The 24290-nt window shown below is 69.2% G+C and carries 26 protein-coding genes; 18 read left to right on the forward strand and 8 right to left on the reverse strand.

Going from position 1 to position 24290, the window contains the following annotated elements; all coding sequences use genetic code 11:
• The first annotated feature begins 108 nt into the window (after positions 1-108).
• The gene (locus tag ACZ6DL_RS04135; protein WP_357032526.1) at positions 109-861 is read left to right on the forward strand and encodes a YebC/PmpR family DNA-binding transcriptional regulator; all 753 of its coding nucleotides are present in this window, start codon (positions 109-111) and stop codon (positions 859-861) included.
• Positions 862-906: 45 nt separating this feature from the next.
• On the opposite strand, the gene ACZ6DL_RS04140 is transcribed toward ACZ6DL_RS04135, so the two are convergent.
• From ACZ6DL_RS04140 to ACZ6DL_RS04150, 3 genes are all read right to left on the reverse strand, one after another.
• Positions 907-1050, reverse strand: coding sequence for a hypothetical protein (locus ACZ6DL_RS04140; RefSeq protein ID WP_466048864.1), 144 nt, complete (start codon positions 1048-1050; stop codon positions 907-909).
• Positions 1051-1223: 173 nt separating this feature from the next.
• Complete coding sequence (locus ACZ6DL_RS04145) at positions 1224-1430, reverse strand: DUF5988 family protein (RefSeq protein WP_040867713.1); 207 nt, start codon at positions 1428-1430, stop codon at positions 1224-1226.
• 41 nt (positions 1431-1471) lie between these two features.
• Entirely contained in the window at positions 1472-2434 is a 963-nt protein-coding gene (locus ACZ6DL_RS04150; RefSeq protein WP_466048866.1) for an NADP-dependent oxidoreductase, read from the reverse strand.
• A gap of 70 nt (positions 2435-2504) precedes the next feature.
• Between ACZ6DL_RS04150 and ACZ6DL_RS04155 the strand changes: the two genes are divergently transcribed.
• Positions 2505-3479, forward strand: coding sequence for a GlxA family transcriptional regulator (locus ACZ6DL_RS04155; RefSeq protein ID WP_466048868.1), 975 nt, complete (start codon positions 2505-2507; stop codon positions 3477-3479).
• A 16-nt stretch (positions 3480-3495) separates the two neighbouring features.
• Here the strand turns inward: ACZ6DL_RS04155 and ACZ6DL_RS04160 are convergent, their stop codons facing one another.
• Complete coding sequence (locus ACZ6DL_RS04160) at positions 3496-4932, reverse strand: alpha/beta hydrolase (protein WP_466048870.1); 1437 nt, start codon at positions 4930-4932, stop codon at positions 3496-3498.
• A gap of 117 nt (positions 4933-5049) precedes the next feature.
• Between ACZ6DL_RS04160 and ACZ6DL_RS04165 the strand changes: the two genes are divergently transcribed.
• From ACZ6DL_RS04165 to ruvB, 5 genes are all read left to right on the forward strand, one after another.
• Positions 5050-5565 carry an O-acetyl-ADP-ribose deacetylase gene (locus tag ACZ6DL_RS04165; RefSeq protein WP_466048871.1) on the forward strand — a complete coding sequence of 172 codons (516 nt, stop codon included), beginning with the start codon at positions 5050-5052 and terminating at the stop codon, positions 5563-5565.
• Between the two features lie 262 nt (positions 5566-5827).
• Positions 5828-6280, forward strand: coding sequence for an acyl-CoA thioesterase (locus ACZ6DL_RS04170; RefSeq protein WP_466048873.1), 453 nt, complete (start codon positions 5828-5830; stop codon positions 6278-6280).
• 83 nt (positions 6281-6363) lie between these two features.
• Positions 6364-6933, forward strand: coding sequence for a crossover junction endodeoxyribonuclease RuvC (ruvC, locus tag ACZ6DL_RS04175; RefSeq protein WP_466048874.1), 570 nt, complete (start codon positions 6364-6366; stop codon positions 6931-6933).
• Positions 6930-7532, forward strand: coding sequence for a Holliday junction branch migration protein RuvA (gene ruvA, locus ACZ6DL_RS04180; RefSeq protein ID WP_357032513.1), 603 nt, complete (start codon positions 6930-6932; stop codon positions 7530-7532). The genes ruvC and ruvA overlap by 4 nt, the downstream gene beginning before the upstream one ends.
• Positions 7533-7540: 8 nt before the next feature.
• Positions 7541-8623, forward strand: a complete 1083-nt coding sequence (gene ruvB / locus ACZ6DL_RS04185; RefSeq protein ID WP_466048875.1) for a Holliday junction branch migration DNA helicase RuvB — start codon at positions 7541-7543, stop codon at positions 8621-8623.
• A gap of 27 nt (positions 8624-8650) precedes the next feature.
• Here ruvB and ACZ6DL_RS04190 read toward each other — a convergent pair whose 3' ends face one another.
• Both ACZ6DL_RS04190 and ACZ6DL_RS04195 read right to left on the reverse strand, forming a co-directional pair.
• On the reverse strand, positions 8651-9214 hold the full coding sequence (locus ACZ6DL_RS04190) for a DivIVA domain-containing protein (protein ID WP_466048877.1): 564 nt from the start codon (positions 9212-9214) through the stop codon (positions 8651-8653).
• A 151-nt stretch (positions 9215-9365) separates the two neighbouring features.
• Positions 9366-10031: a TetR/AcrR family transcriptional regulator gene (locus ACZ6DL_RS04195; protein ID WP_466048878.1), complete on the reverse strand. Its 666-nt coding sequence runs from the start codon at positions 10029-10031 to the stop codon at positions 9366-9368.
• A 51-nt stretch (positions 10032-10082) separates the two neighbouring features.
• Between ACZ6DL_RS04195 and ACZ6DL_RS04200 the strand changes: the two genes are divergently transcribed.
• The 11 genes from ACZ6DL_RS04200 (at position 10083) to ACZ6DL_RS04250 (ending at position 23045) form a co-directional block, all read left to right on the forward strand.
• Positions 10083-11573 carry a flavin-containing monooxygenase gene (locus ACZ6DL_RS04200; protein WP_466048880.1) on the forward strand — a complete coding sequence of 497 codons (1491 nt, stop codon included), beginning with the start codon at positions 10083-10085 and terminating at the stop codon, positions 11571-11573.
• Positions 11574-11744: 171 nt separating this feature from the next.
• Positions 11745-12101 (forward strand): preprotein translocase subunit YajC, encoded by a 357-nt coding sequence (yajC, locus tag ACZ6DL_RS04205; RefSeq protein WP_357032504.1) that lies wholly within the window; start codon positions 11745-11747, stop codon positions 12099-12101.
• A 118-nt stretch (positions 12102-12219) separates the two neighbouring features.
• On the forward strand, positions 12220-13899 hold the full coding sequence (gene secD, locus ACZ6DL_RS04210; protein WP_466048881.1) for a protein translocase subunit SecD: 1680 nt from the start codon (positions 12220-12222) through the stop codon (positions 13897-13899).
• A gap of 7 nt (positions 13900-13906) precedes the next feature.
• Entirely contained in the window at positions 13907-15142 is a 1236-nt protein-coding gene (gene secF / locus ACZ6DL_RS04215; RefSeq protein WP_466048883.1) for a protein translocase subunit SecF, read from the forward strand.
• Between the two features lie 17 nt (positions 15143-15159).
• Entirely contained in the window at positions 15160-16881 is a 1722-nt protein-coding gene (locus tag ACZ6DL_RS04220) for an ABC transporter substrate-binding protein (RefSeq protein ID WP_466048884.1), read from the forward strand.
• A gap of 37 nt (positions 16882-16918) precedes the next feature.
• Positions 16919-17491, forward strand: a complete 573-nt coding sequence (locus tag ACZ6DL_RS04225) for an adenine phosphoribosyltransferase (protein WP_466048886.1) — start codon at positions 16919-16921, stop codon at positions 17489-17491.
• Positions 17492-17561: 70 nt separating this feature from the next.
• A complete protein-coding gene (locus ACZ6DL_RS04230; RefSeq protein WP_466048887.1) occupies positions 17562-18095 on the forward strand; it encodes a DUF4291 domain-containing protein in 534 nt (177 codons plus the stop codon).
• A gap of 164 nt (positions 18096-18259) precedes the next feature.
• Complete coding sequence (locus ACZ6DL_RS04235) at positions 18260-19849, forward strand: ABC-F family ATP-binding cassette domain-containing protein (protein WP_466048888.1); 1590 nt, start codon at positions 18260-18262, stop codon at positions 19847-19849.
• Between the two features lie 285 nt (positions 19850-20134).
• Positions 20135-21082 carry a hypothetical protein gene (locus tag ACZ6DL_RS04240; RefSeq protein ID WP_466048889.1) on the forward strand — a complete coding sequence of 316 codons (948 nt, stop codon included), beginning with the start codon at positions 20135-20137 and terminating at the stop codon, positions 21080-21082.
• A 14-nt stretch (positions 21083-21096) separates the two neighbouring features.
• Positions 21097-22350 carry an adenylosuccinate synthetase gene (locus tag ACZ6DL_RS04245; RefSeq protein WP_466048891.1) on the forward strand — a complete coding sequence of 418 codons (1254 nt, stop codon included), beginning with the start codon at positions 21097-21099 and terminating at the stop codon, positions 22348-22350.
• A 68-nt stretch (positions 22351-22418) separates the two neighbouring features.
• On the forward strand, positions 22419-23045 hold the full coding sequence (locus ACZ6DL_RS04250) for an NUDIX hydrolase (protein WP_466048892.1): 627 nt from the start codon (positions 22419-22421) through the stop codon (positions 23043-23045).
• Between the two features lie 46 nt (positions 23046-23091).
• Here ACZ6DL_RS04250 and ACZ6DL_RS04255 read toward each other — a convergent pair whose 3' ends face one another.
• Together ACZ6DL_RS04255 and ACZ6DL_RS04260 are read right to left on the reverse strand one after the other, a co-directional pair.
• Positions 23092-23424 (reverse strand): YnfA family protein, encoded by a 333-nt coding sequence (locus tag ACZ6DL_RS04255; protein WP_040867681.1) that lies wholly within the window; start codon positions 23422-23424, stop codon positions 23092-23094.
• Positions 23421-24203 carry a metallophosphoesterase family protein gene (locus ACZ6DL_RS04260; RefSeq protein WP_466048893.1) on the reverse strand — a complete coding sequence of 261 codons (783 nt, stop codon included), beginning with the start codon at positions 24201-24203 and terminating at the stop codon, positions 23421-23423. The genes ACZ6DL_RS04255 and ACZ6DL_RS04260 overlap by 4 nt, the downstream gene beginning before the upstream one ends.
• Between the last annotated feature and the right edge of the window lie 87 nt (positions 24204-24290).

The following is a 24290-nucleotide window of genomic DNA, read 5'->3' on the forward strand; positions in this document are numbered from 1 at the left end:
TTTGCAGGGCCGTAGTGGACGCCCGAGTAGGCTGGGGAAGCTGTCCGCCCGGCCGTGCCGGTACCGTACACACGACCGAACGTGCCATCGACCTGAAGGAAGTAGGGAATGAGCGGCCACTCCAAATGGGCCACCACCAAGCACAAGAAGGCTGCGATCGACGCGAAGCGCGGCAAGCTGTTCGCGAAGTTGATCAAGAACATCGAGGTGGCGGCCCGTACCGGTGGCGGTGACCCGGATGGCAACCCGACGCTGTTCGACGCCATCCAGAAGGCGAAGAAGTCGTCGGTCCCCAACGACAACATCGAGCGCGCCCGCAAGCGCGGCGGCGGCGAGGAAGCCGGCGGCGCGGACTGGCAGACGATCATGTACGAGGGCTACGGACCCAACGGCGTCGCCGTGCTGATCGAGTGCCTCACCGACAACCGCAACCGGGCGGCGGGCGAGGTCCGGGTCGCGATGACGCGCAACGGCGGCAACATGGCCGACCCGGGCTCGGTGGCCTACCTCTTCCATCGCAAGGGCGTCGTCACCCTGGAGAAGAACGGCCTGTCCGAGGACGACGTGTTGATGGCGGTGCTGGACGCAGGCGCCGAGGAAGTCAACGACCTCGGTGAGTCGTTCGAGATCATCAGCGAGCCCAGCGATCTGATCGCGGTGCGCACCGCGCTGCAGGGCGCCGGTATCGACTACGACTCCGCCGAGTCCGGTTTCCAACCCTCGGTGTCGGTCGCGGTGGACGCCGACGGCGCGCGCAAGGTGATCAAGCTCGTGGACGCCCTCGAGGACAGCGACGACGTGCAGAACGTCTATACCAACGTCGACATCTCGGACGAGGTGCTCGCTCAGCTCGACGACTGAATCGAGCTACCACGGGTAACGCTGCGCGAAATCGGGGCGGCCGGTCTACTGACGGCCGTCCCGAAGCATGTCCGGCCGGTCCGCCCCGTCGCGGTCGATGTGCGACACCCGGGCGATCTCTCCGAGTTCGCTGACGTCATGTGCCGCGCCCCTGGTCACCAGCACGGTGCGAGCCGGCGTCCGGTACATCCCGGGTGCGTCCAGATGGTGGCTGGAAGCCGGCTCGCCACTGTGTGAGCGTCGGCAGCGGTCGATGGCGCACGGAGAACGCAGATGCGGGCGGCTGATCGCGGAATGCCCGGTGATCTCCCCGGCGGTGCGCCGGGTGCCGACGTCACCGTCGCCGGGGAGGAGAGCCGGAATTACTCCGCGATCTTGGTGCGCTCGCACCATTCGTACACGCGCAGTCGCCCTTCGGGGGTGTCCTGCTCCCGCTGGGTGACCTTGAAGTGCTCGTATCCGCCGCGGAACGGCACCTTCAACTCCACTCCGGGCGGGGTGATCGGGACGATGCGCGCGGGCAGATCTTGCGGCCCGCCTTCGAGGACAGCTTTTGCACCAATGCTCATCCTCGGATGGTAGAAGCGGGAACGGCCTGATCGTGGCACATTCAGGGCACGGTCAGTACCAATTTGCCGACGGTTCGCCCCGTATCGCCCAACGCGTGCGCTTCTGCCGCGTTCGAGAGGGGGAACGACCCGGCGATCGTCGGGCGAAGGGCGCCGGACCCGGCGAGCCCGGCGAGGGCGAGCATGCCGGCGTGATCGTGTTCCACCAACATCCTGATCGCGCGGACGCCCAGCGCCTCCGCCTCGCTCGCGAGGTCGACCGCGCCGAAGGACCGCAGCGTCACCAGCAATCCGCCGGGGCGCAGGGTGCGCAGCGACCGGATGCTGTTGTCATCATCGATCGAGTCCAGCACCACGTCGACGCCGCGAACGGCACCGGCGACATCGGTATCGCGGTAGTCGATCATCTCGTCGGCGCCGATCCCGCGCAGGAACGCGTGATTGGGTGCGCTGGCCGTGCCGATGACGTGTGCTCCGCGCGCCTTGGCGATCTGCACCGCGAAGTGTCCGACGCCGCCCGCGGCCGCGTGGATCAGCACACGTTGCCCCGCTGCCAGGTGAGCGGTGTCGACCAGCGCCTGCCAGGCGGTGAGCGCGGCGAGTGGAATGGCCGCCGCCTGCGTGTGGTCGAGGGCTGCCGGTTTGCGAGCGAAGGCGCGGGTCGGGCCCGCGACGTATTCGGCGCAGGAGCCGTGGCCGTGCGGATACGGGAGCATGCCGAATACCTCGTCGCCGGGGCGGAACAGGGTGACGCCGATACCGGTGGCCGCGACCTCGCCGGAGACATCCCAGCCCAGGACGAACGGTGGCTCCGGCAGAAATAGCCCCGGGGTGGCGCGGTGGCGCCAATCGGTCGGGTTGAGTCCGGCCGCGCGGACCCGCACCAGAATCCGGCCGGGGCCCGGAACCGGTCGGGGGAGTTCGATTTCGGTGAGCACCTCGGGTCCGCCGAGGGTCTGCTGGCTGACCGCGCGCATGGTCGCGGTGCTGTCGATGTCGGTCACGGCTGTCAGCTTGCCGGGACCGGACGGCGGAGAAAATGGCGCGATTGCCGTTCTTCGATATGATCGCGCCATGGCGGACTCGGTCGCACCCCATCGGGTGGTAGTGCTGGCGTTGGACGGGGTCTACCCCTTCGAACTCGGCATCCCGAATCGGGTGTTCGGCAGTGCCGCGGGCAGATACGAGGTGGTCACCTGTTCGGTCGACGGTCGTCCGGTGCGCAGCGCCGCCGATTTCGACATCGCGGTGGCCCACGACGGCCGGGCCTTGCGAACCGCCGACACCGTGGTCCTGCCCGCCTGCGACATCACCACGACCCTCACCGGCACGCTGCCGCAGCTGGTACGCGACGCGTTCGCGCTGATCCGGCCGGGTACCAGAGTCGTCGCGATCTGTACCGGCGCCTTCGTCGCGGCGGCCGCGGGACTGCTCGACGGGCGCCCGGCCACCACACATTGGAATCAGGCCGGTCTGTTCCGGCGTACCTTCCCGCGCGTGCGCCTCGACCCCGACGTGCTGTACGTGGACGACGGGGACGTGCTCACCTCGGCGGGCGCGGCGGCGGGGCTCGACGTGTGCCTGCACCTGGTACGGCGCGACCATGGCAGTGCGGTCGCGAACGCGGTTGCGCGGCGCTGCGTCGTTCCGCCGTGGCGGGACGGCGGTCAGGCGCAGTACATCGAGCAGCCGGTGCCGCCAACGACCTCTGCCGGAACCGCCGCCGCCAGACAGTGGGCGCTGGAGAACCTGCGTCATCCGCTGACCGTCGACGAGCTGGCCGTCCGGGCCCGGATGAGCAAGCGCACCTTCGCCCGCCGCTTCCGCGACGAGGTCGGCATGAGCCCGGGCCGCTGGTTGATCCAGCAGCGCGTGTTCCGTGCCAGGCATTTGCTCGAGACCACCGACCTGACCGTCGATCGCATCGCGGGTGAGGTCGGCTTCGCTACCGGCACGTCGCTGCGCCAGCACCTGGCCGAGGCGATCGGGGTGTCACCGCAGGCCTATCGGCGCACATTCCGTGCGCGAGCGGCCGCGGCGGCGAGCTGAGCCGGTCGCCGAGCATTCAGCCGGTGGCGGGAACCGGCAGACCCACGCGGGCGGCCACCCACGGCAAGGACGAGGCGAACGCGGCCGAAGCGAATTGCCAGGTGTGTCCGCCCTCGGTGGTGTAGACGGTGCAGTCGATCCCTACCGCGTGCCCGGCGGTGCAGAGTTTGTCGGCGGCGCCGACTTCGCCGGAGTCGGGCACCTCGTCACGACCGCCGAGGCCCGCGCTGTCGTCGTCGGGAGCCGGAGTGCGCCGGTTGGCGGCACCCGAACGCTGGCCGGGGACGAGGTCGTCGAAGAGACCGGCCACGCCGTCATAGGGACCGTGCCGGGCCATTACAGTCAGCGGGTCGAACGCCTCCCACGCGGCGGCGTCGCCCCCGAAGAGACGGGAGACGGTCTGCTCCTTGGTGCCCGAAGACGGCCCGAGATCGCCGGCGATGTCGACGAACGTACGCACGAGATCGGGGTGCATGACCGCCAGGTCCACCGCGCAGGTGCCGCCCATGGACCAGCCGACCACCGCCCAGCGCGCGGGATCGGCGGAGGCGCCGAATTGCGCTTCGACGTAAGCGGGCACGTCCTCGGTCAGATGCGCGGCGGCGTTGCCGCGCGGCCCGTTCACACATTCGGTGTCGTTGTTGAAACTGCCGCTGGCGTCGACGAAGACGAGTATCGGGGCGAGGCCGCCGTTCGCCTTCGTGAAACCGTCCAGGGCGGGCATGATCCGGCCGCTGCGGATCCAGTCCGCCGGGGTGTTGAACTCGCCGCCGATCATCATCACCACCGGCAGTGCGGGTGGGGTCGGCCCGGCGAACCACGCGGGTGGCAGGTAGACGTATTCGGTGCGGTGCGGAAATCCGCTGCCGGTGTCGGGGATTCGCACCGGGACCAGTCTGCCGTCGGCGACGGTGGTGTTGCGCAGGGCCGCCAGCGCCGAGAGATCGGTCTGCTGCGGGAGCGGGCCCGCGGTGACCGCGCCCCAGGCGGCTTGCACGGTGGGGTAGTAGCCGACCCACTGGTTGAGCACCACCCCGGCGCTCAGCAGCGTCAACGGGATGGCGATGACCGCGATCCCGCGCCGCCACCAGCGCGCGCCCGGCCAGCCGAGGATCGCGACCGCTGCCGCCGCGGCGGCCACACCGATCCACACCCACAGTTCGGTGGGCGCGGGGTCGGAGGCCAACCCCTCGTCGGCGACATACCAGGCGGCCGCCGCCGCCGCGGCGACGCCGACCGCCACGCATGCCGGCAGTCGGAGCAGCCACCACCGCCTGGTTCGCCGAGCGGCGGCGACCAGCAGGACAATCCCGGCGAACAGTTCGACTGTCGGCGGCAGCCAGCCGTGCAGCAGTGAGATCCCGTGGTGGAACGCGTGCTGCTGACTCAGCGCCGGACTCGCCGGAGGAAAGCGCGGTGGCGCCGGAGTCGGGGGAGCGGCGAGTACTGGCACGTCCGGCATTGTCGCGGCCATTCCTCGAGGCAGGCTGTGAATCGGCTTCGGCGCTGCTGGGTGACCGGGCCTTCGGTGTGCTCGATGCGCCGTTGGTTCGCGAGGCAGAATGCGAGCATGGTCGAACTGGTGCTGGTGCGCGGCGACATCACCGAACAGGAGGTCGACGCGGTGGTGAACGCGGCGAATTCGTCGCTGCTCGGCGGCGGGGGAGTCGACGGCGCGATCCACCGGCGCGGCGGCCCGGAGATCCTGGCGGAATGCCGCAGGCTGCGTGCGTCCCGCTACGGCTCGGGACTGGCGACCGGGGCCGCGGTCGCGACCACGGCCGGTCGCCTGCCCGCGCGCTGGGTGATCCACACGGTCGGTCCCGTGTGGTCGGCCACCGAGGACCGCTCGGCCTCGCTGGCCTCGTGTTATCGGGAATCTCTGCGCGTCGCGGACGAACTGGGGGTGCGGACGGTCGCGTTCCCGGCGATCTCCACAGGCATCTACGGGTGGCCGTTGGAGGACGGCGCCCGGATCGCGGTCGACACGGTTCGCGCGACTCCCACGGCCGTGTCGGAAGCCCGGTTCGTTCTCTTCGATGACCGTGCTCACGCTGTGTTCGCGAGACAGGTCGCCAGGACCTGAGGCCGGCCGCCCCACTCGCGTGTAACGCCGGTTTCCCCTGCCGAGTGGCCCTGTCGCTGTCGAGATGTCAGCGACAGGGCGCCGCTGCCTGACGCCGGTGCCCGGCCTCGGCGTGGGCCACCGGTATCGAGTGGCGGCCGTTGCCGAGGTGTCATGGGTGCGCCGTTGTGCGACGCCGGTGTCCGGGCGACCTCTGCGGTGCGGGCCGCGATCCCACCTCGGCGCGCCGGGCTTGTCGGTGGCCGCTGGCATAGTCCGGCGTGTGTCGTTCAGTACCCGTATCGAAGTCCGGGTGTCCGACCTGGACCCGCAAATGCACGTCACCGGCGCGGCTTATCACCAATTCGCCGACCACGCGCGATTCGCGTGCGTCCGAGCGGCGGGTGTCTCGGTCGACGAACTGCTCGCCTCCGGCCTCGGGCCGGTCAATCTGGAGACCGTGCTGCGCTTCCGGCGTGAACTACGCGGCGGCGACACCGTCGACGTGTCGTGCGCTTGGCAGTGGGGTGCGGGCAAGACCTATCGGGTCGAGCACACCCTGACACGCGCCGACGGCGTGGTCGCAGCGACGGTGACCAACGTCAGCGGCTTACTGGACCTGGGGGCACGGCGCCTGGTCGCCGATCCCGCGCACCAGTGGGCGGTGCGTGCGAGTCGTCCGGAGGTGCTCGGCCTGCCGGGCGTGTCGCGGGAAGCCGGTGACGTCGGCGGATAGCCGGGCCCGTGTCGCGGGGCGGCGAAAGAGCAAGCCTCCGCTAGACTCTCGAACAGTTGTTCGTGTCCGGGAGAGGGGTTGTCGTGCGGGTGATGGGCGTCGACCCCGGACTCACCCGATGCGGCCTCAGCATCGTCGACGGCGGGTCGGGGCGGAAGGTCACCGCCGTGGACGTCGACGTGGTCCGCACTCCCGGCGATATGGATCTGGCCCATCGCCTGCTGGCGGTCGCAGACGCCGCCGAACGCTGGATGGACACCCACAAGCCCGGGGCCGTTGCCATCGAACGCGTCTTCGCCCAGCACAATGTCCGTACCGCCATGGGCACCGCGCAGGCGGGCGGAGTGATAGCGCTGGCCGCCGCGCGCCGGGGGATCCCGGTCGCGTTCCACACACCCAGCGAGGTGAAGGCCGCGGTCACCGGCAGCGGCACCGCGGACAAGAAGCAGGTGACGGCCATGGTCACCCGGATCCTCGGCCTGTCCGCTGCGCCGAAACCGGCGGACGCGGCGGATGCGCTGGCGCTGGCGATCTGCCATTGTTGGCGGGCGCCGCTGCTGGAGCGGATGGCGGCGGCGGAGGCCAAGGCGGCCGCGGCACAGCGCCGGTACATCGAACGGCTGGCCGAACAACGGAAGGCGGTGCACGGGTGATCGCGTCGGTACGCGGTGAAGTGCTGGAAATCGCCCTCGACCACGCGGTGATCGAGGCGGCGGGCGTCGGCTACCGGCTCAACGCCACCCCGTCCACCCTGGCCGGGCTCACCCGCGGCGAGGAAACCCGGCTCTACACCGCGATGATCGTCCGCGAGGACTCGATGACGCTCTACGGGTTCGCCGACACCGAGGCGCGCGACCTGTTCGGCCTGCTGCAAACCGTCTCCGGCGTCGGACCTCGCCTCGCCATGGCGGTGCTGGCCGTTCTCGAGCCCGAGGCGCTGCGCAAAGCGCTGGCCGAGAGCAACGTTGCGGCGCTGACCAGGGTGCCCGGCATCGGCAAGCGCGGCGCCGAACGCATGGTGGTGGAACTGCGGGACAAGGTGAACCTCGTTCCGGTGCCCTCCGGCCCGCCCGGTTCGACACCCGCGGCGGCCACGCCGGTGCGTGATCAGGTCACCGAGGCGCTCGTCGGCCTCGGTTTCGCCGCCAAGCAGGCCGAACAGGCGATCGATGCGGTGCTGGCCGAACAGCCGGGCGTCGATACCTCCGCCGCCCTGCGGGCCGCGCTCGGCCTGCTCGGCAAGAACCGGTAAGGCGCGTCATGGACCACCACGAGGAACCCACCGAATCCCAGGTCAGCGCAAGCTATCTGAGGTCCGACGGCGAGATCGAGGCGAGTCTGCGCCCGCAGTCGCTGGACGACTTCATCGGCCAGCCCCGGGTGCGCGAACAGCTCGCGCTGGTATTGCGCGGAGCCAAACAGCGCGGCGGCACACCGGACCACGTCCTGCTGTCCGGCCCGCCGGGTCTGGGCAAGACCAGCATGGCGATGATCATCGCCGCCGAACTCGGCACCGCCCTGCGGATCACGTCGGGTCCCGCGCTGGAGCGGGCGGGCGATCTCGCCGCCATGCTCAGCAACCTGGTCGAGGGCGACGTGCTGTTCATCGACGAAATCCACCGGATGGCGCGTCCCGCGGAGGAGATGCTCTACCTGGCGATGGAGGACTTCCGGGTGGACGTGGTGGTCGGCAAGGGGCCCGGCGCGACCTCCATTCCCCTGGATATCGCGCCGTTCACCCTGGTGGGCGCCACCACCAGGTCCGGAGCGCTGACCGGCCCGCTGCGCGACCGTTTCGGTTTCACCGGGCACATGGACTTCTACGAGCCCGGGGAACTGCTGCGCATCCTGAAGCGCTCGGCGCACATCCTCCGTGTCGTGATCGAGGAGGAGGCGGCGGCCGAGATCGCGGGGCGCTCGCGCGGCACGCCCCGCATTGCCAATCGCCTGCTGCGCCGCGTCCGCGACTACGCCGAGGTGCGTGCCGACGGCCGCATCACCCGCGCGATCGCCCACGCCGCGCTCGAGGTCTACGACGTGGACGCGCTCGGCCTCGACCGGCTCGACCGCGCGGTCCTCGGCGCCCTCGTCCGTAGTTTCGGCGGTGGCCCGGTGGGGGTGTCCACCTTGGCTGTCGCGGTCGGAGAAGAGGCCGCGACCGTGGAGGAGGTATGCGAACCGTTCCTGGTGCGCGCGGGCATGGTCGCGCGCACACCGCGCGGCCGGGTCGCCACCGCGGCCGCCTGGGAGCACCTCGGTCTCGTCCCGCCGCCCGACCTCGTGTTCGGCTCCATCGAGGTGCGCGGTCGCGAGCCACACCCCACGCTCGATCTCTTCGAATGAATCGCCCGTCCGGGTGACGGACCGCGGTCAGCGGCGATCACGCAGGGCGGCGGCGACCAGGTCGAGGAAGGCGTCGACCTCGTCGCGTTGATAGCCGCGGGTGCCGAGGCGGGCCTCGGTGAAACGGACAGACTCGACATCGGCGATGGTGAGACTGCCCGGCCCGCCGTGCACGAGGGTCGCGGCGACCAGGTCGAGGAAAGCGCCGACCTCCTCCTCGTTGTATCCGCGCCGCCCCACCGCGGCTTGGCTGAATCGCATGCGCCGCACGTCATCCGGAGTGAGGATGGCGTGGCCGTTGCCGTTCGCGGCCGGGACCGGCCGGACGCCGCGCTGACGGAACTCCAGCTCGACGCGCAACTGGTCGAGATATTCGTCGACCTGGTCGGCGCGGTAACCACGCTGGCCGAGCCGCGGCGCGCCGAAACCGACATGCCGTAGATCGTCGGCGGCCAGCGCGCCCTCCCCGGCCAGGGTCGCGGCGACGAGTTCGAGGAAGGCATCCACCTCGTCCGCGTGGTAGCCCCGGTGCCCGAGCGTGGGGGTCGCGAAACGGGTGCGGCGCACGTCCTCGGGAGTCACGGGCGACATTCTGTCAGGCGTGGCGCGCCGGGCCGATCGGAAGGGAAATTTCGTGTTTCCCTGGCCTTTTGCGAACAAGGGCCGTCCCCCTGGCGAAAGCGTCGGATCAGTGCGCCTCACCCTAGCGCCGGTGGCGGTGTCAGGGGGATTGCCGAGCCGCTCAGTCCTTGCGAACGCCGTCCACGAGCAGGCGGCGGATCGCCTGGGTCAGCCCGGCGATCGAAGACTCGTCCGGTTCGCGCAGCGAGTAGACGATGCCCGCGATCAACATGCCGGTCACCGCCCGCGCGGTGTTCATGGTGTCCAGGTCGGCGCGCAGGTAGCCCTGCTCGACGCCGTGGTCGAGATAGCCCGCGGTCAACGCGTCAGCCGTGTCGAGCAACCCGTACAGCCGCTGGGTGAGTTCGTCGTCGATGCCGGTGGCGTGGAACAGCAGCAGCTGGGCCACCCGGCGATCGGTCAGCAGGATCTCGGTGAGGGCCACGCCGATGCGGTCGATCTGGGCGCGGTACTCGTCGAGGGAGGCGGCGGCGTCCGGGGCGTTCTCGGTGCCGAGGGCGGCGATGATGCGCGCGGCCAGGTCGTCGATGACGTGGTCGATGATGTCGCGCTTGTTGCTGAAGTACCGGTAGAAGGTGCCGTGACCGATGCCCAGCTGTCCCGCGATGTCGGCGATGCCGGTGGCGTGATAGCCCTTCTCCGCGAAGCAGACGAACGCGGTGTCGATGATCTCCTGACGCAGTTCGGCTTTCCGTCGCTCGGCACGCGTGGATGGCTTCGTCACCTTGCCGATGATACAGTCATCACAAACGGAATGATGTGTCATTCCGTGATATGCGGTTCAGCGATATGTGGTTCAGCTAGCAGGAGGTTCGGTGTGGCGCCTCAATACGACGCGGTCGTGGTCGGTGCGGGGTTCGGGGGCATGGGAGCGGGGATTCAGCTCGATCGGCTCGGCCTGAGCAATTACGTCATCCTCGAACGCGAGGACGATCTCGGTGGCACCTGGCACGTCAACCACTACCCGGGTCTGGCGGTCGACATCGCCTCGGTCACCTACTCCTACTCCTTCGAACCGAATCCGCGCTGGTCGCGGTTGTTCGCGCCGGGTGAGGAGCTGAAGAAGTACGCCGAACACGTCGCCGACAAGTACGGCCTGCGCCGCCGCATGCGCTTCGGCACCGTCGTCGACGGCGCGCGCTGGGACGAAGAGCAGCAGCACTGGGTGGTCTCGATCGCGGGCGGGCAGACCGTCACCGGCCGCTATCTGCTGACGGCGACCGGATTCCTGTCCCAGCCCTACACGCCGCCGTTCCCCGGTATCGACTCGTTCGCAGGCAAGATCATTCACACCACCGCCTGGGAGGACGGCTTCGACCTCACCGGCCGAAGGGCCGCGATCATCGGCACCGGCGCCACGGCCGTGCAGTTGGTGCCGGAGGTCGCCAAGAAGGCGCGGGCGCTCACGGTGTTCCAGCGCACCCCGATCTGGGTGGTCCCGAAGATCGATACCGCGATCCCCGCGCCGGTGCGGAAGCTGTTCGAGCGGGTCCCCGCCACGCAGAAGGCCGCGCGACTGGTCAACACCAGCCTGCTGGAGGCGCTGATGGTGGTCGGGGTGCTGCACTTCAAGCAGGCCAGGCTGCTGAACAAGGGCGCGGGCGCGCTGGCGAAGGCGCATCTTCGGGCGTCCGTGCGGGACAAGGAAACCCGCAGGCAGCTGACCCCGGACTACGACTTCGGTTGCAAGCGGCCGACCTTCTCCAACCACTACTTCACCACGTTCAACCAGCCGCACGTGCGGCTGGAGACGAACTCGATCGACCACATCGAGCCGGACGGCATCGTCACCGCGGACGGGCACAAGACCGAGATCGACACGCTGATCCTGGCCACCGGCTTCAACCTGTGGGATGTGAACTTCCCGGCCATCGAGATCATCGGCCGCGACGGGGTGAACCTCGGAAAGTTCTGGCGGGACAACCGGTTCCAGGCCTACGAGGGCATCACGGTGCCGAAGTTCCCCAACTTCCTCAGCCTCAACAGCCCGTACTCCTACAGCGGCCTGTCCTACTTCACCACCATCGAAGCGCAGATGAAGCACATGGGCCGCCTGTTCGGCGAGCTGCGTCGCCGGGGCGAGACGACCTTCGAGGTCACCGAGCAGGCCAACGCGGCGTTCCTGGACCGGGTCACCGCCAAGCTGGGCTCCTCGGTCTTCTACGGCGGCGACTGCGCCACCGCGCGCAGCTATTACTTCAACCAGCACGGCGAGGCGGCCCTGCTGCGGCCCACCAGCACGCTCAACGCGCATCGCGAGGCGGTCGGCTTCCCGCTGGAGGACTACGCCTACGGCAGGACCGCCTGAGGTCGGCGCCCCGCCTCGCCCGCCGGAGTGTCGTTCGCCGGGCGAGGCGGTGGGCGATGAGAACGTTGTAGCTGTCCAGCGGGTGTGCGGGTGTGGCACTCGCGCGGTGAACTGGCAGACTGTGTGGGTACTTGTCCATCCCACCCACGACACTAGGGACTGACTTCGACGATGGAACTGCTGTTTCCGCTGCTACTGGTAGCCCTGCTCGTGCCGATGTTCCTCGGTGTCCGCCGTCAGAAGCGGGAAGCCGAGAAGGTCGCAGGCATGCAGGACAACCTGAAGGTCGGCGATCAGGTCGTCACCACGTCGGGTCTGTACGGCACCGTGGTCGAACTCGATGACACCACGGTCGATCTCGAGATCGCCGAGGACGTGGTCACCACGTGGCTGCGCCAGGCCATCCGTGAGGTGCGCACCGAAGAGGTGGGCGCCGAGGAGACCGGTACGGAGACCGGCGGCTCGGACGCGACCGACGCCGTCGAGGAATCCGCCGAGCAGACCGAGACCCGCCTGACCAAGGACTGATCGTTCCGGTCGTGCCCGGCTCGCCGGATGTCGCCGCGGCCGTTGGTCCGCGCACCCGGCGCCGCTGGCGCACGCCCGCAGTTCCATCCTCGACTTCCCGCCTAGGAGATGACGTACTGTGCCACCTTCCCAGGGATCGGCGCACCCGCTGCGGTTGCTCGGTGTCTATGCCGCGCTGCTGGCCGTGGTCTATGCGCTGGTGTTCTTCACCGGTGACAAGTCCCCGACACCCAAGCTCGGTATCGATTTGCAGGGCGGCACCCGCGTCACGCTGTCCGCGCGCACCCCGGACGGCAGCAAGCCGAGCCAGGACAGCCTGAAGAAGGCGCAGGACATCATCGAGAACCGGGTCAACGGGCTCGGCGTCGGCGGCTCCGAGGTCGTCATCGACGGCGACAACATCGTGATCACCGTGCCCGGCGACGACGGGCAGCAGGCGCGCGCACTGGCGACCACCGCCAAGCTCTACATACGGCCCGTATTGCAGGCCGTGCCCGCGGCGGGACGCGGCGCCACCCCGCAGACGACGCCGGGCACGCAGCCCGCGCCGGCCGCGCAGCCGACGACGCCGGAGACGACGCAACCCGCGACACCGGAGACCACCGAGCCCGCCCCGGCTCCGCAGCAGCGCGTGTTCCCCGCTCAGCAGCCGACGCAGCCGCCCGCCGATCCCAGCCTGACGCCCACCGAAGAGGCGACGAAGGAGATCCAGGCGGCCAGGGCGCTGCGGCAGAGTTCCGACCCGTCCGTGCAGCAGACCGCGCTGGCAATCATGGACTGCGGAAAGGCCGATCCACTCGCGGGCAACGACGACCCGGCTCTTCCGTTGGTGACCTGCTCGACCGACGGCACCGAGGTCTTCCTGCTGGACAAGAGCCGCATCGACGGCCAGGAGATCAAGGACGCCACCTCGGGGCTGAACCAGCAACAGGCCAGGCACGAGGTCTATCTGGACTTCAAGTCCGGTGGCAGCGACGCGTGGGCGACGCTGACCGGCGAGTACGTCTACAAGCGGGTCGCCTTCGTGCTCGACTCGAAGGTGGTCAGCGCACCGGTCGTGCAGCAGGGCCCGCAGCAGGGCGGCCGCACCCAGATCTCGGGCAACTTCACCGCGACATCGGCGAAGGAACTGGCGAACACGCTGAAGTACGGCTCGCTGCCGCTGTCGTTCCAGACCTCCGAGGCCGAGACGGTCTCCGCGACGCTGGGCCTGTCCTCGTTGAAGGCGGGCCTGCTCGCCGGGGCGGTCGGCTTGGTCGTGGTGTTGCTCTATTGCCTGACCTACTACCGGATGCTGGGTTTCGTCACCGGTTTGTCACTGGTGGCCTCCGGATTCGCGGTGTACGGCATCATGGTGCTGCTCGGGCGCTGGATCGGCTTCACCCTCGACCTCGCCGGTATCGCCGGTCTGATCATCGGTATCGGTATGACCGCCGACTCGTTCGTGGTGTTCTTCGAACGAATCAAGGACGAGATGCGCGAAGGACGCAGCTTCCGTTCCGCGGCTCCCCGTGGCTGGCAGCGCGCCCGCCGGACCATCCTGTCCGGCAACGCCGTCAGCTTCATCGCCGCGGCCGTGCTGTACATCCTGGCCGTCGGCCAGGTGAAGGGCTTCGCGTTCACCCTCGGCCTCACCACGATCCTCGACGTCGTCGTGGTGTTCCTGGTCACGTCGCCGCTGGTGCTGCTGGCTTCACGGACGGCGTTCTGGTCCAAGCCCTCGGTGAACGGCCTGGGCGCGATCCAGCAGATCGCCCGCGAGCGGAAGGCGGCCGAGGCCGCCCTCGGGAAGGCGTGAGGACGCGATGACCAACAGCCACACCACCCCCTCGCTCGACAAGACGAGCGCCACCGAGATCACCGACGTGTTCGCGGCGGTCGGCGAGCCGCAGCCGCCCAAGCACGGCTTCCTCAACCGTCTCTACACCGGTACCGGCGCGATCGACGTCATCGGCAAGCGCCGGATGTGGTATCTCATCACCGCCGCGATTGTGCTCGTCTCGCTGGGCAGCATCCTCTTCCGCGGCTTCAACTTCGGTATCGACTTCGAGGGTGGTTCCCGAATCCAGTTCCCCGCGGGGAACGCGACCACCAGCGCGGCGGAGGACGTCTACCGCGGCGCCATCGGCACCGACCCGGTCTCGGTGCAGACCGTCGGCACCGGCGGATCGGCCACCATGCTGATCCGGTCCGAGGCGCTGGACCAGCAGCAGGTGGAGGCGCTGAACAACGCGCTGTTCACGAAGTTCCAGCCGAAGGACAAGTCCGGCAACCCGAGCCGGGCCGCGATCAGCACCTCCGACGTCAGCGAGACCTGGGGCAGCCAGATCACCCGCAAGGCGCTCATCGCGCTCGCGGTGTTCCTCGTGCTCGTCGCGGTCTACATCGCGGTCCGATTCGAACCGCACATGGCCATCGCGGCGCTGGCGGCGCTGGCCTTCGACGTCACGGTCACCGCGGGCGTGTACTCGCTCGTCGGCTTCGAGGTCACCCCGGCCACGGTGATCGGCATCCTGACGATCCTCGGCTTCTCGCTCTACGACTCGGTCGTGGTGTTCGACAAGGTCGAGGAGAACACCCACGGCATCCTGCACCTGAGCAGGCGCACCTACGGTGAGCAGGCCAACCTCGCGGTGAACCAGACGCTCATGCGCTCGATCAACACCGCCTTGATCGGTATCCTGCCGATCGTCGGCTTGATGGTGATCGCGGTGTGGATGCTTGGCGTGGGCACCCTCAAGGACTTGGCGCTGGTGCAGCTGGTCGGTCTGCTGGTCGGCACCTACTCCTCGATCTTCTTCGCGACTCCGCTACTGGTCTCGATCAAAGAGCGCTGGGGGCCGGTGGCGGCGCACACCAAGAAGGTCCTGGCCAAGCGGGCCGGTGCGGCAGGGGCACGGGCAGGCGTCGCGGCCGAGCGCCGGGCGAGCATGGCAGCGGGCCGGGATTTCGAGGAGAAGCCGCGCGGACAGCGCGTGGCGGGGCAGACACCGCGACCCGGTGCGCGCCCGAGCGGTAAACGGCACAAAAGGCGGAACTGACACCAGACAGGGGTTTCATGCGACAGCCACGCGGTGCGGTACGACTGATCGGAGCGCTCGCTGCGGGCACGCTGGCCGCCGGGTTGATGGTCGGCTGCTCCAGTAAGAACCAGGTTCCCTCCATCGGCTACGCGACCGATGCCACCATCGCCACCTATAACGGCGGCAGCACGCTCGGAGCGAGTTCCGGGTCGTCGGCGGTGTTCTCCCGGGTACTCACCGGCTTCTTCTACACCGGTCCGGACGGCCAGCAGGTCGCCGACACCGACTTCGGCACCGCCAAGGAGGTGCCGGGGGAGTCGCAGACCATCCAGTACCGCCTCAACCCCGACGGCGTGTACTCCGACGGTGTGCCGACCTCGTGTGACGACTTGGTGCTGGCCTGGGCTGCCCGCAGTGGGCGGTACACCAAACCCGGTGACCGCGGCGCGGTTCCGCTCTTCGACGCCGCGAGCACCAGCGGCTACGACGACATCGAGCGCGTCGACTGCCAGCCCGGTTCGCGGGATGCCACGGTGGTGTTCCGGCCCGGTCGGCGTTACCTGCCGTGGCGCACTTTGTTCACGGCGGGCGAGCTGGTGCCCGCGCACGTCGCGGCCCGAGTCGCGAACGTGCCCAATGTCGTGTCGGCGTTGCAGACCGGTGACCCGAACGCGCTCGGCAGGATCGCGGAATTCTGGAACACCGGATGGGTCATCCCGGCCGACGGCCGGCTGGACCTGTCGCGGTTCCCTTCGTCGGGGCCGTACCGCATCGAGTCGTTCGGCAGCGAGGACGGCTTGGTGCTGGTCGCCAACGAGCGGTGGTGGGGCAACAAACCGGCGACCGGGCGAATCGTCGTCTGGCCCAAGACCTTCGACCTGAAGCAGAAGGTCGGCGACAACGCCGTCGGCGTGCTCGACATCGGTGCGCATTCGGTGAAAGACCTGAATCTGAACGGCTTCTCGGTGCAGACCATGCCGGGCCGAGGCGCCGAGCAACTGGTGCTGGCGACCGGCGGCGTGTTCGCCTCGGTCGAGGCGCGCCGCGCGTTCGCGTTGTGCCTGCCACGTCAGACGCTGTTCGACAAGCTCGGCAAGGCGCCGGACGCGCCGAAGACGGGGCTCGGCTCCGGCCCGCTCGACGCGCACGTCGTGCAGCAGGACTCCCTGTTCTATCCGGCGGTCATCGGCGCGGCGAACAAGTACTCCGGTGGCGACGTGGCGAACGCGACCAGGGCGGTCGCGGCCTCCGGTGCGCCGAACCCCACCGTCCGGATCGGCTACCAAGGTCCGGATGATCGCCGTGCGCAGACCGTCGCCATGATCGCCGAGGCCTGCAAACCGGCGGGCATCACCGTGGTGGACGCCGGTGCGCCCGAATTCACTCCCAACCGGCTCACCGAGGGCAAGGTCGACGCCGTCCTGGGCAGCACAGCCGCAGTGCCCGGTCCGGCGGGCTCGCTCGGCGGCGAGGCCGCGACCAGCGCGTTGCGCACCGGTAGCGGGCTCAATTTCGGACGGTTCGGCAACGGCCGTTACGATGCGATCACCGATCAGCTCGGGGCCGACGACAACGCGGCCGCACAGCTGAATCTGCTCACCGAGGCGGAGAACCTGCTGTGGGCGGAGCTGCCGAGCATTCCGTTGTTCGCCACCCCGCGCACGATCGCCTTCGGCAAGGGGCTGCGCAACGGGATCGCCGCCCCCACCCAGGCCGGATCCGGCTGGAACATGGACCGGTGGGTGCTCGAGCGGTGACCGACGGTGTGGGTGATGGGATCATGGAGAGGTGTCGATGAGTAAGCACGCGGCGATCGAATCCGCGGACGTAGCCGCCGAACGGACCACCAAAGCCGCCGAGGTGGTCGACCTTTTGACCCGTTGGCACGACGACTTTCCCACGGCCGGTGTGCGTTTCGCGGATCTCACCCCGGTGTTCGCCGACGCCGAGGGCTTCCGCGCCGTGGTCGACTGCCTGGCCGCGTGCGCGCCCGACGCCGATCTGGTGGCGGGTGTCGACGCCCGCGGCTTCCTGCTCGGCGCCGGTGTCGCGGCATCCCTCGGCACCGGCGTGCTCGCGATCCGCAAGGCGGGCAAGCTGCCGCCGCCGGTGATCAGCCGCGAATACAGCCTCGAGTACGGCACCGCCGCGTTGGAGATTCCCGCGGACGGCATCGAATTGGCGGGCCGTCGCATCCTGTTGCTGGACGACGTGCTCGCCACCGGCGGCACGCTCGCCGCCGCCGCCGAAATCTTCAAGCAGGCGGGCGCCGAGGTGGCCGCCGCCGCGGTGGTGCTGGAACTCGGCTTCCTCGGCGGGCGCGCACGGCAGGGCGACTACCCGCTGACCTCCATCGTCCAGCTCTGAGCCATGCCCTGGATCCGCTCGCCGCTCGCAGCGGGTCGCGCGTAGCGGAAATCCGTTGCCCGGGACCGCGGTGGCTGTCAGGATCGCGGAATCCGCCCTGGCCGCAGGGACTTTCGTCGCCCCGTTCCGCCGCGAGCGGATGACGTGGATCAAGCCCTCGTTCCTGTGGATGATGTATCGCTGCGGCTGGGCGAGCAAACCCGGCCAGGAACGAGTTCTGGCGGTCACGATCACCCGTTCCGGGTTCGAGTGGGCGCTGGCGCATGCCTGCCTCAGCCACTACGAGCCGAAACTGTTCCCGGATCGGCAGGCGTGGGCGGAGCGGCTGAAAACGAGTCCGGCGCGCATCCAATGGGACCCGGAACGAGATCTCGCACACCGGCCGCTGTCGTATCGCTCTGTACAGGTGGGCTTGGCGGGTATCGCCGTAGAGCACTATCTCGACCGATGGATCACCGGAATCCGCGATGTCACCGAGGAGGCGCGGCAGGTGCGCCGGATGGTAGCCGCGGGGGAGTTGGAGGCGGCGGCACGGGCTCTCCCCGAGGAACGTCCCTATCCGCTCCCCGCGACCGTGGCCGCCGTCATCGGCGCGTCGTGCTGAAGCGGACGTGTGATCCGAATTGCACTGGCGCATTCGCCGGAGTGTGTTTAATCTGGACAGGTCTTATCCCCGTTGATCGGAGTTCTGCCGTTGCTCATTTGAGGTAGCCACTCGTGCGGCCCGCATTCGCGCGCCGTTATTCGTCGCAACCTCCAGGAGCAGGCATGACCAATCTGTCTTTTTCCGATCTCGCTTTCGGCTGGCCGGACGGCACCCCCGTTTTCGAGGGCCTCGACGCCGTTCTCGGTCCCGGTCACATCGGCTTGGTGGGCGGTAACGGTGCGGGCAAGTCCACATTGCTGCGGTTGATCGCAGGGGAGCTGAAGCCCGTTCGCGGGTCCGTCACCGTCATCGGGCATCTCGGGTATCTGCGCCAGGATCTCGGCCTGGGTGCGGGGCAGCGCGTCGATGCGGTGCTGGGCATCGCGGAGGTGCGAAAGGCATTGCACCGCATCGAGTCCGGGTCGGGCGGTGAAGCCGACTTCGATCTGGTCGGTAATCAGTGGGATATCGAGGAGCGGGCGTTGGCGTTGCTGGCCCGGCTCGGACTGCACTACGTCGCCGACTCGGTGGAGCAGCTCGATCGCACGCTCGACACCCTCTCCGGCGGCGAGACGGTGCTGCTCGGACTGATCGCCGAGCTGCTCGCCGAGCCGGACGTGCTGCTGCTGGACGAACCGACGAACAATCTGGACCGGGTGGCGCGCGCACGGCTCTACGAGGTGGTCGGACAGTTCTCCGGCACGGTGCTCACGGTCAGCCATGATCGTGAGCTGCTCGAGCGGATGACCTCCATCGCGGAGCTACGCCACGGCGAATTGCGGCTGTTCGGTGGTAATTTCAGCGAGTACGAGCGGATCGTCGCCGCCGAGCAGGAAGCGGCTCGTGCAGCGATCCGCGACGCGCGCAGCGATGTCCGCAAGCAGGCCCGCGAACTCGTCGAGGCGCGCATCAAGCTGGACCGCAGGCAGCGATACGGGCAGAAGATGTGGGATCAGAAGCGCGAGCCGAAGATCATCATGAACGAACGCAAACGCCAGGCGCAGGTGTCGGCAGGCAAGCTGCGCAACAACCACATCGAGAAGCTGGACACAGCGAAAGAGCAGCTCGAGCAGGCGAGGGAGCTGTTGCGCGACGATCGGGAGATCCGGGTGGAGCTACCCGGCACACGGTTGTATCCCGGCCAGGACGTGATCGAGCTGGAACGGGTCGAGCTGGCGTGCGGGCCCACGGTGACGTTGCGGGTGTCCGGTCCGGAGCGGATCGCGCTGACCGGCCGCAACGGCGTCGGCAAGACGACGTTGCTGCGGCGCATCGCGCAGGAGGGGCCGAAGGTGCCGTGGCGGATGCTGCCGCAGCGGCTGGACGTGTTCGACGAGCGGCGATCGGTCTTCGAGAACATCGCCTCGACGGCGCCGCACGCATCCGCGGAGCGGATCCGGGCGCAGCTGGCCCGCTTCCTGTTCCGTGGCGCGGACGCCGACGTCGCGGCCGCGGCGCTGTCGGGCGGTGAACGGTTGCGCGCGGCGCTGGCCATGCTGCTGCTGGCCGATCCGGCGCCGCGACTGCTGCTGCTGGACGAGCCGACCAACAATCTCGATCTGCCCAGCCTGGAGCACCTGACCCAGGCGCTGGCGAGCTTCGAGGGGGCGCTGATCGTGGTCAGCCACGATCCGCGTTTCCTCGACGACATCGGGGTGACTCGTCGTCTCGAGCTTACCGCGGAGGGATTGGAGGAGACGCTGGTGACCTGACGTGCCGTCGCCGTCCAGAGCCGCTGTGGGCGCGGAACCGGCCTCCCGGCGACAGGCGGAGGCCGAGCCGGCAGCGGTGTCTGATAGCAGGGTGGGGCGACGAACCGCGCGGGCTGTGATCATGCGCCCGCACGCGCACGGGAGCCAGGCACCGGTTGGTGGTGCCCGGCTCCGGTGCGCGGCGTCGAGGTACTACCCCTAGCTCAGGCGGACGGCCGATATTCGCGATCCTTGACCGCCCTAGTTTTAGTCACTTACACTAAAACGCGGAGAGGACGTGATCACATGGGATACGGAAACTGGGACGACTCCGCCTATCGCGCGGCGAAGACCTTCCGCGCCGCTCGCGGCATCGACGACTTCGGCTACACCGCCGGCATGCGGGCCGAGCCGCACGCCGAGTGGCGGGTGCACCCGACGCTGGATCCACTCGGCGTCACGGTGCGCGAATGCCGGGATTCGGCCGAGCACGGCAGCTCACTGCCCATCGCGGTGCTGTTCGACGTCACCGGATCGATGGGGCGGGTGCCGCGGATCATGCAGGACAAGCTGGGTACCCTGCACGGTCTGTTGCGGCGCAAAGGCTATGCGGACGACCCGCAGATCCTGTTCGGCGCGATCGGCGACGCGGACACCGACCGCGTGCCGTTGCAGATCGGCCAGTTCGAATCCGACAACCGGATGGACGAGCAGTTGCGCGCCATCTTCCTGGAGGGCGGCGGCGGTGGGCAGAAGTCCGAAAGCTACGAACTGGCCGCCTACTTCCTGGCGACGCACATCGCGACCGACGCGTGGGACAAGCGGCGCAAGAAGGGCTATCTGTTCCTGATCGGCGACGAGCTGAACAAGCCGCGGCTGGCCTCCCGCCACATCCGCGCCATCATCGGCGACAGTGTGCGCCAGGACATCTCGGTGGAATCCATCTACCGCGAACTCGCCGAACGCTGGCACGTGCACTACATCCTGCCCAACCAGTCCAGCTACTTCAACGACCCGGATATCGCCGAGCACTGGCGTGAGCTGCTCGGCCAGAATTTCCTGCGCCTGGACGACCCGGCCGCGGTGTGCGAACTCATCGCGCTGACGATCGGATTGGCGGAAGGTCGCGTCGACCTGGCCGCCGGACTGGCGGACTTGCGGGATGTCGGGTCCGTGGCCGAGGCCGCGTCGGTGGGCAAGGCGCTCGGGGCCGACGGCGGGCGAGTGCGGGCATTGCCGCGCGGCCGCGGGTGAAGCCGGGGCACACGATGTTCGGGTCGCACATCATCGTCGTGGATCTCGGTTTCGGGGACGCGGGCAAGGGCGCGACGGTCGACTGGCTCTGCGCCCCCGAGTCGGGATTCCAGGTCGCCGCCGTGGTTCGGTTCAACGGCGGGGCGCAGGCGGCGCACAACGTGATCGCCGACGGACGGCATCACACGTTCGCGCAGTTCGGATCGGGGACGTTCGCGGGCGTCCCGACACTGCTGTCGCGGCACATGCTGGTCGAACCGATCGCGCTGGCCGCCGAGGCGCGGGGGTTGGCCGCGCTGGGCGTCCGGGATCCGCTGTCGTTGTTACGGATCGACGGGCGGGCATTGCTCACCACGCCGATCCACATCGCCGCCAACCGTGCCCGCGAGGATGCGCGGGGTCGCGCGCGGCACGGTTCGTGCGGCCGCGGGATCGGCGAGACCGCAGGGTACGCGCTGGCGCACACGGCACCGACCGTGTCGGATTGCCTGCGACCCCTGGTGCTGCGCGGCAAGCTGCGGGCGCTGGCGGCGTACTACGGGCCGCTCATCGCGTCGAGCGAACATCGTTACGAGCCGATCGATGACCTGGTCGACATGTACCGGGAGTTCGCCGCAGCGGTCCCGATCGTCGGTGACGACCAGTTGGCTCGGTTCGCGCGGCGCGGCACGGTGGTGTTCGAAGGCGCCCAAGGCGTCCTGCTCGACGAATGGCGCGGGTTCCATCCGCACACCACCTGGTCGACGGTCGAGCCGCGCAACGCGCACGCGATGCTCGCCGAGATCGGCTCGCGCGGTTATGTGCTCGGCGTCACCCGCACCTATCAGACCCGCCACGGCGCGGGCCCTTTCCCCACCGAGGATCCGGGCCTCGCCCTGCCCGAGCCGCATAATGCGGCAGGTCGCTACCAAGGCGAATTCCGTCTCGGGCACTTGGACACCGTGCTGCTGCGCTACGCCATCGAGGTCTCGGGCGGTGTCGACGGTCTGGCCGTCAACCACCTGGACGCCCCCGGAAGGCGTTACGCCGCAACCGGTTACACCGTGGACGGCGTCGCCTGGGACCGGGTGCCAGCCGGACGCGGGCAGGACCTGGACCACCAGCGGGAGCTGACCCGGTTGCTCTCGCGCGCCGAGCCCGTCCTCGCCGAAATGCCGGACGACCCGGTGCCGTGGCTGGCCAGGACGCTCGGTGTGCCGGTCGTCCTCACCGCCGACGGCCCCGGCCGCCGCCACCGCACCCGCACGGCGTATCCCGTCGCGGCGTGATCGTCCGCGAAGACATTCCGCGAGACGGGTCCGCCTGCGGCGTGGCGGTTCGGGCAGGATGGGTGGCCGTGGAGCAGTCCGTTGTGTCGGTGGATGTCGTGGCGTTGCGCTTCTGGGACGAGGACGGCGGCGTCCGGTTCGGGATCGCACCCCGGGCGATGGAACCGTTCGCGGGGCAGCTCGCCTTGCCCGGCGTGCTGCTCGGACGGGGGGAGCGGCTGGCCGTCGCGGCACGGCGCGCGGTGCACACAAAATTGGGCGTCCCGGAGGCCGCCATCGGCTCGGTGGGGCAATTGGTGACCTTCGACGAGCCGAACCGCGACCCACGCGGGCCCACGCTCTCGATCGCGATGTGGGCGGTGGTGGGACCGCACGAGGGACCAGCGCGGTGGACCGCCTTCGACGAGGTGCCCGAACTGGCCTTCGACCACAATCGCGTCGTCGCGGTGGCCCGCGAGGTCCTGACGCGGTTGCTGTGGAAGGACCTCACGTTCACCAGGGCCCTGCTCGGCGAGGAATTTCCGGCGACCAAGGCGGTGGAGGCCGTCACAGCGCTGTCCGGAGCCCGTCCCGACGCCGCGAACCTGAACCGGACGCTGGCGGCCATCCCGGGCCTGGCGCGCACCACCGAACGGCGTCGCGTCAAAGCGACCGGCCGGCCCGCGGCAGTGTGGGCCTTCGGCGCGCAGGACTGAACGACAGTGCGCGGTGTCGCGTCGAGGTCGATCGAAGGGCCTGCGGTCAGCGGCGCGGTGCGTACATGATGATCGCGACCCCGACCAGGCAGATCGCCGCGCCCAGATAGTCCCAGCGATCGGGGCGGAACTTGTCCACCAGCATGCCCCAGGCCAGCGATCCCGCGACGAAGACACCGCCGTAGGCGGCGAGGATACGGCCGAAGTTCGGGTCCGGCTGGAAGGTCGCGACGAAGCCGTAGGCTCCGAGAGCGAGAACGCCCGCGGCGATCCAGACGACGCCACGCTGTTCCCGCCAGCCCTGCCACACCAGCCAGGCGCCGCCGATCTCGGCCAGCGCGGCGAGGGCGAACAACAGCAGCGAGCGGGCGACCGTCATGGCGGGGACGGTACTTGCTCGCGATCCGTCGGACGCGAGCCAGGGGCGACCTCATAGACGGCGTAGCCGCGCCCGAGCACGGGGTAGGAGACGTTGCGCACCGGCACGCCGCCCTGGGTGCGCCCGAATTCCGTTCCACCGTGGGCATGTCCGTGGACGGCCAGCACCGCACTGCCCGCGTCGAGGGCCACGGCCAGATCATGGCAGCCGAGTCCGGCGTAGATCTTGGGCGGTTCACCGGCCAACGTGTCGATGACCGGCGCGAAATGCGTGAGCGCGATGCGGGTTTCGCAGTCGAGCTGGTCGAGTGCCTGGCGGAGGCGAAGGGCGTCGAGTGGGCCGCGGCGCATGCGGGCGCGGTGTTCGGCGGAACCCTCCTCCGGTGTGCCGGGATGGCCGGGGAAGCCGCCGCTGCCGCCCATGACTCCGGCGATGCCCACCCGGATTCCCCCGATGTCGAGGCCGATCGCGGTGCCGTCCAGCACGTGGACGCCCAACGCGGTGAGCTGTGCCGCGATCAGGTAACCCGATCGTTGATCGTGGTCGTGATTGCCGAGCACGGCGACCACCGGTACGGGAAGACCGTCGAGTTCGGCACAGAGCAATTCCGCCTCCGCGCGGGTGCCGCCATCGGTGAGATCGCCTGCCAGTAAGAGGATGTCGGCGTTCGCGGAAAGGCGCAGGAAGTCGGGACGGAAACGTCCGGCGACCGCCGCGCGCATATGCAGGTCGCCGACGGCGGCGACGCGGAGGCATTCGGTGCTGCGCGCTGCGGTCACGACGGCCAGTCGGCCACAGCGGCGAAGGCGTGTCAAGCGATGGTGCGAAAGCCGTGCGCGACGGTCGATCGGCACACGGATCCGGAA

Source organism: Nocardia sp. NPDC041819 (genome assembly GCF_055590505.1).